This is a genomic window from Mycobacterium sp. IS-836, assembly GCF_001954275.1.
In the GTDB taxonomy this organism is placed as follows: Bacteria; Actinomycetota; Actinomycetes; order Mycobacteriales; family Mycobacteriaceae; genus Mycobacterium.
Window position 1 is genome coordinate 65,981 of the sequence record NZ_MBEU01000041.1, and the last position, 16,200, is coordinate 82,180.

The window sequence follows — 16,200 nt, forward strand, 5'->3', positions numbered from 1 at the left end:
CCCATTGAGGAGTCCGATGCCCGCACACACCGCACAGCCGGCGGCAACAGGCCTGGAGGGATTCGTGCCGTTCCCCTCCGATCGGGCCGCCGCGTACCGGGCGGCCGGGTATTGGACGGGCCGGACCGTGGACGCGATCCTCGCCGACGCGGCCCGGCGCTGGCCCGACCGGATCGCCGTGCTCGATGCAGTGCCGGGTGAGCAACTCAGCTATGCCGAACTCGACGAGCGGGCCGACCGTGCTGCGGCGGGGCTGCGCGGTCTGGGCATCGGACGGGGCGACCGGGTGTTGCTGCAGCTGCCGAACGGTTGCCAATTCGCGGTTGCGTTGTTCGGGCTGTTGCGCGCGCGGGCGATCCCGGTGATGTGTCTGCCCGGTCATCGGGCCGCCGAGTTGGGACACTTTGCCGCTGTCGGTCAAGCCAGCGCGCTGTTAATTGCCGACGCCGCAAACGGTTTCGACTATCGGGCGATGGCACGCCAGCTCGCCGAGGATCACCCCACGCTCCAGCACGTCATCGTCGACGGCGACCCCGGTTCGTTCGTTTCGTGGCGGCGGCTGTGCGAGTCGGCGGCGGCTCCGGATACCGAAGCGCCGGTGGATCCGGAATCGCCTGCCCTGCTACTGGTTTCCGGCGGAACCACCGGCCTGCCCAAGCTCATTCCCCGCACGCACAACGACTACGTGTTCAACGCGACCGCGAGCGCCGACGTCTGCGGGCTCACCGCCGACGACGTCTGTCTGGTGGTGCTTTCCGCGGGCCACAACTTCCCGCTGGCCTGTCCTGGGCTACTCGGTGCGATGACGGTGGGCGCCACCACCGTGTTCGGCACCGACCCCAGCCCGGAGGCGGCCTTCGCCGCCATCGACCGGCACGTCGTCACCGTCACCGCCGTGGTGCCTGCGCTGGCCAAACTGTGGGCACAGGCCTGCGACTGGGAACCGCTGACACCGAAGTCGTTGCGGCTCTTGCAGGTTGGCGGTGCCAAACTGGAACCCGAGGACGCCCAACGGGTGCGCGCGACGCTGACCCCGGGCCTCCAGCAGGTATTCGGGATGGCGGAAGGATTGCTCAATTTCACCCGTCCCGGCGATCAGCCGGAATTGCTCGACGGCACCCAGGGCCGGCCATTGTGCGCGGCTGACGAACTGCGCATCGTCGACGGCGCGGGCGAGCCGGTGGCGCCCGGCGAAGAGGGCGAGCTGCTGGTGCGCGGCCCCTATACGTTCAACGGTTACTTCCGTGCCGAGCGCGACAACGAGCGCTGCTTCGATCCCGACGGGTTCTTCCGCAGCGGCGACCTGGTCCGCCGCCGGGAAGACGGCTACCTGGTGGTCACCGGGCGGGTGAAGGACGTGATCTGCCGCGGCGGTGAGACCATTGCGGCCGCGGACCTCGAAGAGCAGCTGCTCAGCCACCCCGCGATCTTCTCTGCCGCGGCCGTCGCGCTGCCCGACCCCTACCTTGGCGAAAAGATTTGCGTCGCCGTCGTTTTCACCGGCGAACCCCTCAGCCTGGCGCAACTGAACACTTATCTCGACCGACGCGGTGTGGCCGCGCACGCCCGGCCCGACATGTTGGTCGCGATGCCCTCGCTGCCGACCACACCCATCGGCAAGGTCGACAAAAAGGCGATCGCCCGACAGGTCGGCGCCGTAGGCTGACGCCAAGCGACGGTCGCGTGCGCGATGCTAAGTTCGACGGCAGGCGCGAAGGAGCCGAACAATGGGTGAAGCTTTATGGGGTTTTCTGACGGTACTCGCCCTCGTGCTGGCGCTGGTGTTCGCGGCGGTTGCTTTCGTCTTCACAATGCAGTTGCGCAACCGACCGCCTACCGCGATAGGCGAAGAAATAGGCAGCGCCAGGGCGGTCACGCAAAAGGTGCGCAAACGCGAACCGCTGTCACCCGATGAGTTGGACTATGCGCGGCAAATCATCGCCGCTCGCAGCTCGTTGATGGCGTTGTGCATCCCCGGCGCTCTATTCATGGTGGGCTGCTTTTATGTGTTCGGCAGCCTTTACCACCTGCATGGGGCGACGCCCTCCGAGCGGACATTTCTCGGGGTTTTCCCCATGCTGGCCGGGACGAACCTCACGGTTCAGGTTCTCAGAAGCGCAAGGCTGAAAAGGCACCTGCGCAAGGCGTACTGAGGCGTTCCGGCGCAGTGCCGATCGTCTGGGCGCGCTCCCATTTCCCGTTAGGCACATGACCGTCTACTATCTGCATGGGCATGAAGGCGGGGGCGGGATGCGCAGACGAGATCCGGAACCGAAGTTCGGAGAGGTGATCGAGTGAGCCCTCGTTCGGTCGGCAGGACCGTCTTGGCACGCGTCTGGATGCCATTGGTGGCGGTCATTGCTATCGGCGTGGGCGCGGTGGCCATGGTGAAGGTGCACCAGTTCTCTAATCCCCCGCCCGTCATCACCGTCAATGAGCCGGCAGCGCCTCCGGAGTTCAGTATCAAACGGCTCACGTACGAGTTGTTCGGCTCCGTCGGCGATGGCGGGATGCTCGTCTGGGTGGACATCAACGGACATCCACACCAGGTCGATCTCACGACCTTGCCGTGGTCGCATACGGAGTTGACCACACTCACGGTGGTGTCCGGCAGCATCTCGGCGCAGGTTCATGGTGGTCAAGTCGGCTGCCGGTTGCGGGTAAATGGCGTTGTCCGCGCTGAACAATCCGATGCTCATCAGGACGCACACGTCTATTGCCTGGTGAAATCCGCATGAGCGAACACCAGGCGCAGCCTCGGGCGAAGCGCCCCTTGGTCCCCAGGATGGTCCGCATCTTCGCGATACCGATCATCGCCTTCTGGGGCCTGCTCGCCGTGTCGACGAACACCTTCATGCCGCAGGTCGAGAGGGTTGCGGAAGAGCTCGCGGGGCCACTGGTCCCGCACTACGCGCCGTCACAGCGCGCGCTGCTAAGCATCGGCGCGAAGTTCCACGAGTCGAATTCGACCAGCCTGGCCATGATCGTGCTCGAAGCCAACCGGCCGTTGGGCGACGCGGATCATCGGTACTACGACGATCTGATGCGCCGGTTCAAGCAAGACCCCAAGCATGTGCAGTACGCCATGGATCTGTGGGGGAAGCCGATCACCGCGGCAGGGGCCCAGAGCCTCGACGGCAAGTGCGCATACGTGCTGTTGCGTCTCGCGGGCGATATCGGCCAGATGCAAGCGAATGAGTCCGTTGCCGCCGTTCGGGATATCGTCGACAAGGACGCGCCGCCGCCCGGGCTCAGGGTCTATGTCAGCGGCGCGGCCCCGCTCGCCAAAGACACTGTGGCTATTGCGAATTCGAGCCTGAACAACATCACGATCGTGACGATCTTCCTCATCATTGCGATGTTGCTGCTGGTGTACCGCTCCATCGTCAACCTGTTTGTGCCGTTGGCCGGAGTTCTGTTCGAGATGCTGGTCGCGAAGGGGGTTATCGCCACCCTTGGGCATCTCGGGTACATCGAGCTCTCGTCATTCGCAGTGAACATCGTCGTCGCGCTGACGCTGGGAGCGGGGACGGACTACGGCATCTTCTTGATGGGCCGCTATCACGAGGCCCGGCACGACGGCGAAAGCAGGGAGCAGGCGTTTTACACCGCGTACAAGAGCGTCGCACCCGTCATCCTCGGCTCGGGGCTGACGATCGCGGGGGCTTGTTACTGCCTGACCTTCGCGCGGCTCAACTATTTCCACACCATGGGGCCGGCCGTCGCGATCAGCATGCTGTTTACCATCGCCGCAGCGCTGACGCTGGGCCCGGCCTTCTTGACGGTGGGCAGTCTTTTTGGGCTCTTCGACCCAAGGAGCAAGGCCAAGGCGCATCTGTATCGGCGGTTCGGGACGAGCGTGGTCCGGTGGCCGGTGCCGATCCTCTTCGCCAGCGCCGCCGCCGTTCTGCTTGGGGCGATCTTCGTGCCGACGTACCGGCAGAACTACGACGACCGCCAGTACCAGCCGCACGACTCCCCGGCCAACCTCGGTTTCCAGGCTGCCGACCGGCACTTCCCGAAGAGCAAGCTGTTCTCCGAGATGCTGATGATCGAGTCAGATCACGACATGCGGAACTCGGGTGACTTCATCTCATTAGACCGCGCGGCCAAGGCCCTCGAACGCCTTCCCGGCGTCGCGATGGTGCAAAGCATCACCAGGCCGATGGGCCGAGCTTTGGAACATGCCACCATTCCCTACTTGTTCACCACACAAGGCAGCGGGAGCGGTCAACAGCTCCCGTTCACCAAGCAGCAAAACGCCAATACCAACGAGCAGGCACAGATTACGCAGCACACGGTCGCGGTCTTGCGCAAAGAAATCGGCTTCTTCCAAACGATGTCGGATGAGATGCACAAGACGGTCATCACCATGGAAGACATGCAACAGGTCACCGACGAGTTGAGGTCGAACCTTGCCAACCTCGAGGACTTCTTCCGGCCGATGCGCAGCTATTTCTATTGGGAGAAGCACTGTTTCGACATTCCCATCTGCTACGCATTCAGGTCGCTGTTCGAATCGGTCGACGGCCTCGACAAAATGGCCGACGACATCAAGGACGCCGTAAATTCTCTCGAGGTCATCGACAAGACCTTGCCGCAAATCATCACGCAGCTGAAACTCACGGCCGACGACTCGGAGGCGTTAGCCTCGCTATTGGTCAGCACCTACGGCCAGTCTTCTCTGCAGTCCACCCAGACCGACCAGACGTTCGAAGACCAGATCAATGTGGGGCTCGACTTCGACCAGTCCCGCAGCGACGACTTCTTTTACATCCCGCACGAGGCCTTCGACAACGACGACGTCAAAACCGGTATGCAGCTGCTGATGTCGCCCGACGGCAAGGCGGCCCGGCTCATCATCACCCATGAGGGCGATGCCAACGGCCCCGAAGGCGTGCAGCACGTAGAACAGTTCCCCACGGCGATAACCGTGGCACTCAAAGAGACTTCGCTGGCCGGCTCGAAGGTTTATATCGGCGGTTCGGGATCAACCAACAAGGACATCAAGCAGTACGCGGCGTCCGATCTGCTGATCGTGGCGATCGCCGCCTTCGTGCTGATCTTCTTGATCATGTTGTTCCTCACCAGAAGCCTGATGGCGGCCGTTGTCATCCCCGGCACGGTGGCCTTCTCCTACGCCGGGGCGTTCGGGCTCTCCATCCTCGTGTGGCAGCACCTGATCGGCCTGCCGCTGCACTGGTTGGTATTGCCGCTGACGTTCATCATCCTGGTGGCGGTGGGTTCGGACTACAACCTGCTGTTGATCCTTCGTGTCAAAGAGGAGCTGCACGCCGGAATCCACACCGGCCTGATCCGCGCGCTCGGAAGCACCGGCGGCGTAGTGACTTCCGCCGGTTTGGTGTTCGCGTTCACCATGCTGGCAATGCTCACCAGCGATCTGCGCACCGTCGGCCAGGTGGGTTCGACCGTCTGCATCGGGCTGCTCCTCGACACGCTGATCGTGCGTTCGTTCATCGTGCCGTGCATCCTGCGGATCCTCGGGCCGTGGTTCTGGTGGCCAACCCTGGTGCGGTCGCGCCCATTACCCCAGCGAGCGGGCTAGAAGTTCAGCCCGGAGAACATGATTCGGCTGGGGTCGTACTTCTGCCGTACGGCGGTCAGCCGGGCCAGGTTCGGGCCGAAGTACCGCGACGGCGGCTGGTTGGCCTCAATGTAGTTCACGTAGCCGCCCACCGAATACTGTTGTACCGCTTGGTGTGCCGTGCTGAGCCAGCTGGTCGCGGCGGTCGGGTCACCGGTCTCGACGTACCACTGCACCAGGGCGGACTGCTGGCGCCACGGATATGCCGTGGCGCCCGGTGCCACGCTGGCGAGGGCACCATCGAGCGCGTGCATGATGGCGAGCATGCGGCCCGCGCCGCGCGGAAAAGCATTGACGGCCGAGGCGATCCCCTGGGCGACCGCGGCGTTGACGGTCGGAAAGACATCGGATCCGCCGACGTATCCCAGCGGCGACGGGTTGAGGTTCCCGACGGCGAGATAGTTCACCAGGTCCATGTAGTTGAACGTGTGGCTCTCGGTGCCGGACGGTTGTATTCCCACCGCTCGGGTGATGGCCGCGGCGGTGCCGTTTCCCGATCCGGCCGGGCAGGTGGCCAGGATCCGGCAATGCGTGCCCATCGGGTCGACGGTGGCGTCGGCCAGTGCCCAGCTGTTCCGGTCGGCGGTGCGCAGCCAATTCTGCCAACCGACTAGCACCTGGGCGAACGACTGCGGCGGGAAGTTGAGGTTGACGGCGTCGACGTCCTTGGTCGGGAATGTCGCGAAGGTCAGCGCGGTCGTCACGCCGAAGTTGCCGCCACCGCCGCCGCGTAGCGCCCAGAACAGATCGGGGTTGCTGCCGGCGGACGCGGTGACCGCCTGGCCGCTGGGCAGCACCACGGATGCCGACGTCAACTGGTCGCACAGCAGGCCCGCGTGCCGGGACTGGGCGCCCATTCCGCCGCCCAGGGCGTGCCCCGCGGCCCCGACCGAGGGGCAAGTACCCGTCGGGACGCCGCGGCCGGCCGCGGCCAGGGTCCGGTGCATCGTGTACAGACTGGTCGCCGGCGTCACGGTGACCTGCCCGGTGGAGGCGTCGTAGTTGGCGTCCCCGGGCAGCTGTCGCAGGTCGAGCACCATGGCGCCATTCGCGGTGGACGCCCCGATATAGGAGTGCCCACCGCTGCGCGGGGCGACCTTGAGGTTGTTGGCGGCGGCGAAGGCCATCGCCTTTTGCACGTCGGCCGCCGATTTCGGGGTGACGATCGCCGCCGGCGTATAGCCGTTGTAGTTGGTGTTGAAAACCTGCTTGGCCGAGCCGAATTGGGGACTGCCCGGTAGCAATACCTCCCCGCCGAGGGCGTTCGACAGACCGTCCCAGCCGGTGGCGTTCGGAGCGGCGGTGGCGCGCACCCAGCCGATGCGGCCCGATCCGAGCACCGCGCCGGCGGCCAATGCCCCGGCGGCGCCCCGCAGGAACGCCTGCCGCGAGATTTCACGCGCCATCGTCGGGCTCCCGCGATTGCGTCATGTTCGGCATTCTCGACCACGAAAACCGCGGTGCCTCGCGACGTGACGCGGGGTGACACAAACGTGCCCCAACCGTTACTCGGCTGGACCGCTAGCGACGCGCAACCAAATACGGCGCCAGCGTTGAGAGCTTCTCGCAGGTCTCCTCGAATTCGCGTTCGGGGTCCGACGCCGCGATGATGCCCGCGCCCGCCCTCAGCCACGTCGCACCGTCGCGCTCGTAGGCCGCCCGCAGCGTCAGCGCGGCGTCCAGCCCGCCATCCGCTGAAATCATCACCACCGCACCGGAATACAGGCCACGCGGGTGATCGTCGAGGCGCAGGATGGCCTCGACACCCGCCGCCTTCGGGATGCCCGAGGCGGTGACCGCCGGAAAGAGCGCTTCCAGCGCGTCCATCCGGTCGCGCGAGGGGTCCAGCCGGGCGCTGATCGTCGAGCCGAGATGTTGCACGCTGCCCCGCTCCCGCACGGTCATGAAATCGGTGACCACCGGTGTGCCCGGCACGGCGACCTCGGTGATCTCGTGCAGCGAGCTGCGCACCGAAATCGCGTGCTCGACAATCTCTTTCGAATTCGATTCGAGATCGTCACGAGCCTCGCGATCCCGGGCGGGACCGCGACCGAGCGCGCGGGTTCCGGCCAGGGGTTCGGTCACCACCTCGCCTTCGTGGACGGCGGCGACAAGTTCGGGGCTGTAGCCGACGGCGCGAATTCCGCCCAGGCGCAACAAAAACGACCGCACCGGGGTGTTGTGCCGGCGGCCCAGCCGATACGTGGCCGGGAAGTCCACCGCGAAAGGCACTTCAACGCAACGAGACAGGATCACCTTGTGGTAGTTGCCCGCGCCGATCTCGCCGACGGCCGTCGCCACGCGATCGCGGTAGCCGGACGGGTCGGCGGTCACCCCGACTTCGCGGGCGTCGCCCGCGCGCGGAACACCGGCTTCGAGTAGGCCGAGCACCGCCTCGCGGTGAGATGTGCCCGCGTTTAAAAGCTGAACCGTCTCCGAGGTCACCACAATGCGGGTGCGTGGCCAAAACAATCGGGCCAGCGGGGTTCGCGGTGACAGCCGCTGCTGCAGCCCGAAGCGGTAGACGCCGAATTCAAACGCGATCCAGCCGAACACCTGGTCGGTTTCCAGCAACAACCGATCGACGGTCTCACCCAGGACCGGGCCCGGCCGACCGGACCACTGTTGCCGCTGAATCACGCCGTCGCGGACGACGCGCAGTTCGTCGCTGTCCAGTTCGACCATGGCCTGCACACCGCTGGCCAGCACCCATTGACCACCGTGCTCGTAGAGCAGGTACTCCTCGCCCAACCGCTCGGGCAGCACCGCAGCCAGCTCCGCCGCCAGGTCGGCGGGGTCGATATGGGCGGGGAGCGGAATCGGTGGTGACGTGGTACCGGCGGAACTCGGCGAAACGCTGACGTCGGTCACGGTTAGTAAATGTAGCCTAACCTATGTAAGCGCGCGCAACCCCCGGCCGCGCGGCGTCGGTGCCGCCCTCCCCCGGCGTGTCCGGGCGACACCAACGCCACACAGTGAATCCCCAGAAAAGTCACAGCGGATTCACGTCGAGCGTCGCTTACACCGGCCCACCAGCGGCGCTGTGACCACGAACTTTGGCGGAATCAGCCATTTGGATACGCCTGTGTTAAACCCTGACGCTTCGCGCTGTGTCCGAGTGGCGGACGCCCACCGGCGGGGTTAAATTCTTGCACGGTCTTGGGAATTCTTGGTGGCCCGGTTGCGGACGGTGCTTCCCCTGATCGTCGCTTAAACAAGAGAGGCACCAATGCTGCAAGAGTTCTGGCACAACTTCACGCACAACCTGTTCAAGCCGCTCCTGCTGTTCTTCTACTTCGGCTTCCTGATCCCGATCCTCAAGGTCCGGTTCGAATTCCCGTACGTGATCTACCAGGGCCTGACGATGTACCTGCTGCTGGCCATCGGCTGGCACGGAGGCGAAGAACTCGCCAAGATCAATGCCTCCAGCGTCGGGGTCATCGTGGGATTCATGGTGCTGGGCTTCGTGCTGAACTTCGTGATCGGCGGCATCGCCTACTTGCTGCTGAATTGGCTGACATCCCTGAGAAGCGTCGACCGCGCAACGGTGGCCGGCTACTACGGGTCGGACTCCGCGGGAACATTTGCCACTTGCGTGGCAGTCCTGACCGCCGTTGGCATCGCCTTCAACGCCTACATGCCCGTCATGTTGGCCGTCATGGAGGTGCCCGGCTGCTTGGTCGCCCTGTACCTGGTGGCGCGCTTGCGACACCGGGGGTTGGATTCGGCGGGCTACATGCCCAACGAGGCCGGATACACGCCGGCCGTCAAGGTCGGGGTCGGTCCCGGCACGCCGGCGCGGCCGCCACAGGGCGCGAGCCTTGAGTCCGAGGACGAGCGCGCCCTCGAGCAGGAGCTGGAGCTTTCGCTGGAGAAGATGGAGCATCCGGAGTGGGAGCCCGAGCGGAGCGCGGCGACTGTGCAGGCCAAGGCGCCCCTGTTCTCCCGCGAGCTCTTCCAGGAAGTCTTCCTCAACCCTGGGCTGGTCCTGCTGTTCGGCGGCATCGTCATCGGCCTCATCAGCGGGTTGCAGGGGCAGAAGGTCGTCGCGGACGACGACAAGTTCTTCGTGTTGGCATTCCAGGGCGTGCTGTGTCTGTTCCTGTTGGAGATGGGCATGACGGCGTCGCGCAAGTTGAAGGACCTGCGAAGCGCGGGCTTCGGTTTCATCTTCTACGGCCTGCTGGCGCCGAATCTCTTTGCGACGCTGGGGATTTTCGCCGCCTACACCTACGCCTACCTGACCCACACCGACTTCAAGACCGGAACCTACGTGCTCTTCGCGGTGCTGTGCGGTGCGGCGTCCTACATCGCCGTACCGGCGGTCCAGCGGCTGGCGATCCCGGAAGCAAGCCCGACGTTGCCGCTGGCCGCCTCGCTCGGTCTGACGTTCTCCTACAACGTCACCATCGGGATCCCGCTGTACATCGAGATCGTCCGGATCGTCGGGCACTGGTTCCCGGGCACGTAACGGACAAAATCGGCGCGGCCGCAGCGGGATTCGGCCGTCGCGATTACCGCGGTGCCGACGACGCAATGCCCTGCGCTTCCTCCGCGATGCGAGCGTGTTAATTGTTCGTAAAGAGGGCTTCACTAAGTTGACTCCGCTGCGGTGAGTCCTCAAGGTTTTAGTGAGTCCTCGGACGCCGCGCGTCAGTTGCCGCTCCCGACTCGGCCGGGCCAGCTCACCAGGAGGCGCGATGGTTCAGGAGTTGTGGCTGAACTTCACCCACAATCTCTTCAAGCCGCTGCTGCTGTTCTTCTACTTCGGCTTCCTGATCCCAATCCTCAAGGTGCGGTTCGAGTTTCCCTACGCGATCTACCAAGGCCTCACCATGTACCTGCTGGTGGCGATCGGCTGGCAGGGCGGTGAAGAACTCGCCAAAGTCAAACCCGCCGACATCGACAACATCGCCGGCTTCGTGGCGGTGGGCATCGCGTCGAATTTCGTGATCGGCGCGCTGACCTATTTCGTGCTGAGGTACCTGACCCGGCTGCGGCGGATCGACAGGGCGACGGTCGCCGGTTACTACGGATCCGATTCGGCGGGAACGTTCGCCACGTGCGTGGCCGTCCTCGCGGGCCTCGGCATGGCCTTCGACGCCTACATGCCCGTCATGTTGGCCTTCATGGAGATTCCCGGCTGCCTGGTGGCGCTGTACCTGGTAGCTCGGATGCGGCAGAGGGGGATGGACGAGGCGGGGTTCATGCCGGACGAGGTCGGATACGCGGCCCCCGCGCGGGTCGGGCCGGGCGCGGCCACCCAGCGAGTCGGCAGCCTCACCGACGACGCCGAGCGCGGCATCGAGGAGGAGCTGGAGTTCTCCCTGGAAAAGCGGGCGCACCCCGAGTGGTACGCGGCACCGGAGCGCATGAAGGCTCCGCTGTTCTCGCGCGAAATCCTGCAGGAGGTGTTCCTTAATCCCGGCCTGATTCTGCTCGTCGGCGGCATCGCGATCGGCTTCATCAGTGCACTGCAGGGACAGAAGGTCGTTCACGACCAGAACGAGCTCTTCGTCGCGGCGTTCCAGGGAGTGCTCTGCCTGTTCCTGCTCGAGATGGGCATGTCGGCGTCGCGCAAGTTGCGGGATCTCAGGCTCGCCGGCAGCGGGTTCATCTTCTTCGGCTTGCTGGCGCCGAATTTGTATGCCGCGCTTGGCATCCTGGCCGCCCAGGCCTACTCCTACCTCACCGACACCCACTTCCAGCCGGGCACCTACGTGCTGTTCGCGGTGCTGTGCGGCAGCGCGTCCTACATCACGCTCCCGGCGGTGCAGCGCCTGGGCATCCCCGAGGCCAGCCCTACCTTGCCGCTGGCCGCCTCGTTGGGTTTGACGTTTTCCTACACCGTCACAATCGGGATTCCGCTGTACATCGAGATGGTTCGCGTTGTCGGGCACTGGTTCCCGGCTACCTGAGCACTACCCCAGCAGCGTCCGCACGACCGCGTCGGCAAGCAGCCGCCCGCGCGCCGTGAGGACCAGGCGCTCGCCCTCGGGCTCCAACAACCCGTCGGCGACGACGGCTTGCGCACGTTCGCGTTCGGTGGAGTCCAGCCGGTCCAGCGGAAGTCCTTGGCGCAGGCGAGTTTTCAGGAGCACGTCTTCGGTGTGCAGGGCGTCGGGCCCGAGCTGCTCGAAGCCCGCGACCGGCACCGCGGCGCGCGCCAGCATCTCGGCATAAGTGTTGGGGTGCTTGACATTCCACCATCGCGTCGCGCCGACGTAGCCGTGCGCGCCGGGGCCCGCCCCCCACCATTCGCCGCCGTCCCAGTAGCCGAGGTTGTGCCGGCACTCGCCGCCGGGCCGCGACCAGTTGGACACCTCATACCAGGCCATCCCGGCCGCCGACAGCTTGGCGTCGACCAGCTCGTAGCGATGCGCCAGCACATCGTCGTCGGGGGCGTCGAGCTCGCCGCGCCGGACCCGCCGGGCAAGCGCGGTGCCCTCCTCGACGAGCAGGGCATAGGCCGACACGTGATCGACGCCCGCCTCGAGGGCCGCGTCGACCGAACGCATCAGGTCGTCGTCGGTTTCCCCGGGGGTTCCATAGATCAGGTCGAGGTTGACGTGTTCGAAGCCCGCGGCCATCGCCTCGCCGGCCGCGGCGGCCGCGCGCCCGGGCGAGTGCACGCGATCGAGGGTCGCCAACACCCGTGGGGCCACCGACTGCATGCCCAGCGACACGCGCGTGTATCCGGCCGCGCGGATGGCATCGAAGAATTCCGGCCACGTCGACTCGGGGTTGGCCTCGGTGGTCACCTCGGCATCGGGTGCCAGTACGAACTGGTCGCGCACCATGCCCAGCAGCGCGGCCAGGCGTTCGCAGCCCAGCAGCGACGGCGTCCCGCCCCCGACGAACACCGTGTTCACCGTCGGTGCGTCCAGCCGCGCCGCCGCGAGTTCGAGCTCCGCGCGCAGCGCCTCCAGCCAGGCGTCGGGGTTGACGCCACCCAACTCCGCGGGCGTGTAGGTGTTGAAGTCGCAGTAACCGCAGCGAGTGATGCAGAACGGGACATGCACATACAGCCCGAACGGCCGCCCACGCGTCGCCTGCATGTCGGGCAGGTCGGCCGATACGTCGGGAAGTGCCATGCCAAATGATCCCACGGCGGGCGGGATCGGCCGGATGCCCGATTCCTCCCAGGGAATACTCCGCTTTCGCAACCCGTTCGCCCAGGATGGATCGCTAGTTTTAATCACCGTGAGGAGAAATTTCACCTGGTTGCGAAGCTCGTCGGTATTCATGGCAGAATGGGCGCGTGACCGTCGCCAACCGCAGCCTGCGTATCGCCCTCGTGGCGCGGCGGCATATCGACCTCAAGCGCGTCTGTAGCTGTTGCTGTCTGCCTTGATGTCGTAGACCCAGCCCACCTGTACCTCCAGCTGGCCCCCGGATCTGCGCAGCCCGGAGATACCGGTTTCCTGCGCGCTGATGGCTGACAACGTTCGCGAAGGAGAACCCCCCGAATGACCACCGCACGTCCCGCAAAGCCCCGTAGTGAGGGCCAGTGGGCGCTGGGTGATCGCGAGCCGCTGAACCCCAACGAAGAAATGAAGCAGGCCGGCGCCCCCCTCGAGGTCCGCGAGCGCATCGAGACCATCTATGCCAAGGGCGGATTCGACAGCATCGACAAAAGCGACCTGCGGGGTCGTTTCCGCTGGTGGGGCCTGTACACGCAGCGCGAGCAGGGTTACGACGGCACGTTCACCGGCGACGACAATGCCGAGTTGCTCGAAGCCCAGTACTTCATGATGCGGGTGCGCTGCGACGGCGGCGCGCTGTCGAGCGCCGCGCTGCGCACGGTGGGCCAGATCTCGACCGAGTTCGGCAGGGACACCGCCGACATCTCCGACCGCCAGAACGTGCAGATCCACTGGGTCGAGGTGGAGAACGTCCCGGAAATCTGGCGCCGGCTCGCCGATGTCGGCTTGCAGACCGCCGAGGCGTGCGGTGACTGCCCGCGCGTGATTCTGGGCTCGCCGCTGGCCGGCGAGTCACTCGACGAGGTGCTCGATCCCACCTGGGCGATCGACGAGATCGTGCGCCGCTACATCGGCCAGCCCGACTTCGCCGACCTGCCGCGCAAGTACAAGACCGCCATCTCCGGTCTGCAGGACGTCGCGCACGAGATCAACGACATCGCGTTCATCGGCGTCAACCATCCCGAGCATGGCCCGGGGCTGGACCTGTGGGTCGGCGGCGGGCTGTCCACCAACCCGATGCTGGCCCAGCGGGTCGGGGCCTGGGTCCCGCTGGACGAGGTGCCCGAGGTGTGGGCGGCGGTGACGTCGATATTCCGCGACTACGGCTACCGGCGGCTGCGGTCGAAGGCACGCCTGAAGTTCTTGATCAAGGACTGGGGCATCGAAAAGTTCCGCGAAGTTCTCGAAACCGAATACCTCAAGCGTCGCCTGATCGACGGCCCGGCGCCCGAGCCGGTCAAGCATCCGATCGATCACGTCGGGGTGCAGCGGCTCAAGAACGGGCTCAACGCCGTCGGGTTCGCTCCGATCGCCGGCCGGGTGTCCGGCACCATCCTCTCGACGGTGGCCGAGCTGGCCGAGCGGGCCGGGTCCGACCGGATCCGGTTCACCCCCTACCAGAAGCTGGTGGTGCTCGACGTCCCCGACGACAAGCTCGACGATTTGATCGCCGGCGTCGAGGCGCTGGGGCTGCAGTCCAAGCCCTCGCATTGGCGCCGAAACCTAATGGCGTGCACCGGGATCGAATTCTGCAAGTTGTCTTTCGCCGAAACCCGCGGCAAGGCGCAGGGTCTGGTGCCCGAGCTGGAGCGCCGTCTCGAGGACATCAACTCCCAGCTGGACGTGCCGATCACCGTCAACATCAACGGCTGCCCGAACTCGTGCGCGCGAATCCAAGTCGCCGACATCGGGCTCAAGGGTCAGATGGTCGACGACGGCCATGGCGGCTCGGTCGAGGGCTTCCAGGTCCACCTGGGCGGCAGCCTCGGCCTGGACAGCGGATTCGGCCGAAAGCTGCGTCAGCACAAGGTCACCAGCGACGAGGTGAGCGACTACATCGACCGGGTGGTGCGTAACTTCATCAAGCACCGCAACGAAGGTGAACGGTTCGCGCAGTGGGCGATTCGCGCGGAGGAGGCCGATCTGCGATGAGCGATCAATCGACCGTGCCGAGCGAGGCCGCTCTGCGTGAGCTGGCGGAGCGCGGCGCCGCGGAGCTCGAAGGCGCTAGCGCATCCGACCTCCTGCGGTGGACCGACGAGAACTTCGGCGGCATCAACGGACCCCGCGGCTGGGCCACGTGCAACTACGTGGTGGCCTCAAACATGCAGGACGCAGTGCTGGTCGACCTGGCCGCCAAGGTGCGGCCGGGTGTGCCGGTGCTGTTCCTGGACACCGGCTATCACTTCGTCGAAACCATCGGCACCCGCGACGCGATTGAATCCGTATACGACGTCCGGGTTCTCAACGTCACGCCGGAACACAGCGTCGCCGAACAGGACCAACTGCTGGGCAAAGACCTGTTCGCCCGCGATCCCGGTGAGTGCTGCCGGCTGCGTAAGGTCGCCCCGCTGGGCAAAGCGCTGCGCGGTTACTCCGCCTGGGTGACCGGACTTCGTCGCGTGGAGGCGCCGACGCGCGCCAACGCGCCGCTGATCAGCTTCGACGAGGCGTTCAAGCTGGTGAAGATCAACCCGCTGGCGGCGTGGAGCGATCAGGATATGCAGAATTACATCGACGAGCACGACGTGTTGGTCAATCCCCTTGTCTACGAAGGCTATCCGTCGATCGGCTGCGCTCCCTGCACCGCCAAACCCGTTGAGGGCGCCGACCCGCGCAGCGGCCGCTGGCAGGGACTGTCGAAGACCGAATGTGGGTTGCACGCGTCGTGACCACCCTCGTGCTCACGGCACACGGAAGTAGGGATCCGCGATCGGCTGCCAATGCGTGCGCCGTCGCGGACCAGGTGGCGCGCCTGCGGCCCGGCCTCGACGTGCGGCTTGCGTTCTGCGAGCTGAACTCCCCCAGCCTGGCCGACGTACTGGCCGACTGTCGCGACGCCGTCGTCACGCCCCTGCTGTTGGCGAACGCCTACCACGCCCGCGTCGACATACCGCGCCAGATCGCCCAGTCGGGTGTGGATGTTGCCCTGGCCGATGTGCTCGGCGAAGATCCACGGCTGATCTCGGTGCTGCGGCAGCGGGTTACCGACGTGGATGTCTCAAGGCACGACGACCGGGCTGGTGTGCTCGTGGCGGCGATAGGGTCGTCCGACGCCATGGCCAACGCGCGGACTCGGCGGGTGGCAACCCATCTGCTGGCAGGCACGAGTTGGGCGGGCGCGACAACGGCGTTCGTGACCCGTCCGGAACCGTCGCTGGCCGAGGCCGCCGGCCGGTTACGGCGGCAGGGCGCCCGACGGATCATCATCGCGCCGTGGTTCCTGGCGCCCGGGCGGCTGCCGGACCGCGTGCGAAGTTTCGCCGACTACGCCGGCATGGAGCTGGCGGAACCGTTGGGCGCGCACCGACTGGTGGCCGAGACCGTGCTGGATCGCTTTGATGAAGCCCGCAACGCCCGCGCCGACCTGATTGCGGCCTGACTCCCGTA

At 65.8% G+C, this 16,200-nt stretch carries 13 protein-coding genes; 10 read left to right on the forward strand and 3 right to left on the reverse strand.

Annotation, left to right across the window (positions count from 1 at the left end):
* The first annotated feature begins 16 nt into the window (after positions 1 to 16).
* The 4 genes from A5747_RS12165 (at position 17) to A5747_RS12180 (ending at position 5,566) form a co-directional block, all read left to right on the forward strand.
* Complete coding sequence (locus A5747_RS12165) at positions 17 to 1,666, forward strand: (2,3-dihydroxybenzoyl)adenylate synthase (RefSeq protein WP_076124425.1); 1,650 nt, start codon at positions 17 to 19, stop codon at positions 1,664 to 1,666.
* 61 nt (positions 1,667 to 1,727) lie between these two features.
* Positions 1,728 to 2,153, forward strand: a complete 426-nt coding sequence (locus A5747_RS12170; RefSeq protein ID WP_076124428.1) for a hypothetical protein — start codon at positions 1,728 to 1,730, stop codon at positions 2,151 to 2,153.
* 186 nt (positions 2,154 to 2,339) lie between these two features.
* Complete coding sequence (locus A5747_RS12175; RefSeq protein ID WP_076124430.1) at positions 2,340 to 2,738, forward strand: MmpS family transport accessory protein; 399 nt, start codon at positions 2,340 to 2,342, stop codon at positions 2,736 to 2,738.
* On the forward strand, positions 2,735 to 5,566 hold the full coding sequence (locus A5747_RS12180; protein WP_076124433.1) for an RND family transporter: 2,832 nt from the start codon (positions 2,735 to 2,737) through the stop codon (positions 5,564 to 5,566). Before A5747_RS12175 ends, A5747_RS12180 begins: the two co-directional genes overlap by 4 nt.
* Here the strand turns inward: A5747_RS12180 and A5747_RS12185 are convergent.
* Both A5747_RS12185 and A5747_RS12190 read right to left on the reverse strand, forming a co-directional pair.
* Entirely contained in the window at positions 5,563 to 7,011 is a 1,449-nt protein-coding gene (locus tag A5747_RS12185) for an FAD-binding oxidoreductase (RefSeq protein ID WP_076124435.1), read from the reverse strand. The genes A5747_RS12180 and A5747_RS12185 overlap by 4 nt on opposite strands.
* Before the next feature lie 115 nt (positions 7,012 to 7,126).
* Positions 7,127 to 8,476: a salicylate synthase gene (locus tag A5747_RS12190; RefSeq protein WP_076124438.1), complete on the reverse strand. Its 1,350-nt coding sequence runs from the start codon at positions 8,474 to 8,476 to the stop codon at positions 7,127 to 7,129.
* A gap of 358 nt (positions 8,477 to 8,834) precedes the next feature.
* Here A5747_RS12190 and A5747_RS12195 point away from each other — a divergent pair, with 358 nt between their 5' ends.
* Together A5747_RS12195 and A5747_RS12200 are read left to right on the forward strand one after the other, a co-directional pair.
* Positions 8,835 to 10,076, forward strand: a complete 1,242-nt coding sequence (locus A5747_RS12195; RefSeq protein ID WP_076124441.1) for a sodium-dependent bicarbonate transport family permease — start codon at positions 8,835 to 8,837, stop codon at positions 10,074 to 10,076.
* Between the two features lie 229 nt (positions 10,077 to 10,305).
* Positions 10,306 to 11,523, forward strand: a complete 1,218-nt coding sequence (locus A5747_RS12200) for a sodium-dependent bicarbonate transport family permease (protein WP_076124443.1) — start codon at positions 10,306 to 10,308, stop codon at positions 11,521 to 11,523.
* A gap of 3 nt (positions 11,524 to 11,526) precedes the next feature.
* On the opposite strand, the gene hemW is transcribed toward A5747_RS12200, so the two are convergent.
* A complete protein-coding gene (hemW, locus tag A5747_RS12205) occupies positions 11,527 to 12,699 on the reverse strand; it encodes a radical SAM family heme chaperone HemW (RefSeq protein ID WP_076124499.1) in 1,173 nt (390 codons plus the stop codon).
* Positions 12,700 to 12,902: 203 nt separating this feature from the next.
* Here hemW and A5747_RS25765 point away from each other — a divergent pair, with 203 nt between their 5' ends.
* From A5747_RS25765 to A5747_RS12225, 4 genes are all read left to right on the forward strand, one after another.
* Positions 12,903 to 12,959, forward strand: a complete 57-nt coding sequence (locus tag A5747_RS25765; protein ID WP_368072687.1) for an Ms4527A family Cys-rich leader peptide — start codon at positions 12,903 to 12,905, stop codon at positions 12,957 to 12,959.
* Positions 12,960 to 13,074: 115 nt separating this feature from the next.
* Positions 13,075 to 14,742, forward strand: coding sequence for a nitrite/sulfite reductase (locus tag A5747_RS12215; RefSeq protein WP_076124445.1), 1,668 nt, complete (start codon positions 13,075 to 13,077; stop codon positions 14,740 to 14,742).
* Positions 14,739 to 15,482 carry a phosphoadenylyl-sulfate reductase gene (locus tag A5747_RS12220; protein WP_076124447.1) on the forward strand — a complete coding sequence of 248 codons (744 nt, stop codon included), beginning with the start codon at positions 14,739 to 14,741 and terminating at the stop codon, positions 15,480 to 15,482. Before A5747_RS12215 ends, A5747_RS12220 begins: the two co-directional genes overlap by 4 nt.
* Positions 15,479 to 16,192, forward strand: coding sequence for a sirohydrochlorin chelatase (locus tag A5747_RS12225; RefSeq protein ID WP_076124449.1), 714 nt, complete (start codon positions 15,479 to 15,481; stop codon positions 16,190 to 16,192). Before A5747_RS12220 ends, A5747_RS12225 begins: the two co-directional genes overlap by 4 nt.
* The last annotated feature ends 8 nt before the right edge of the window (positions 16,193 to 16,200 follow it).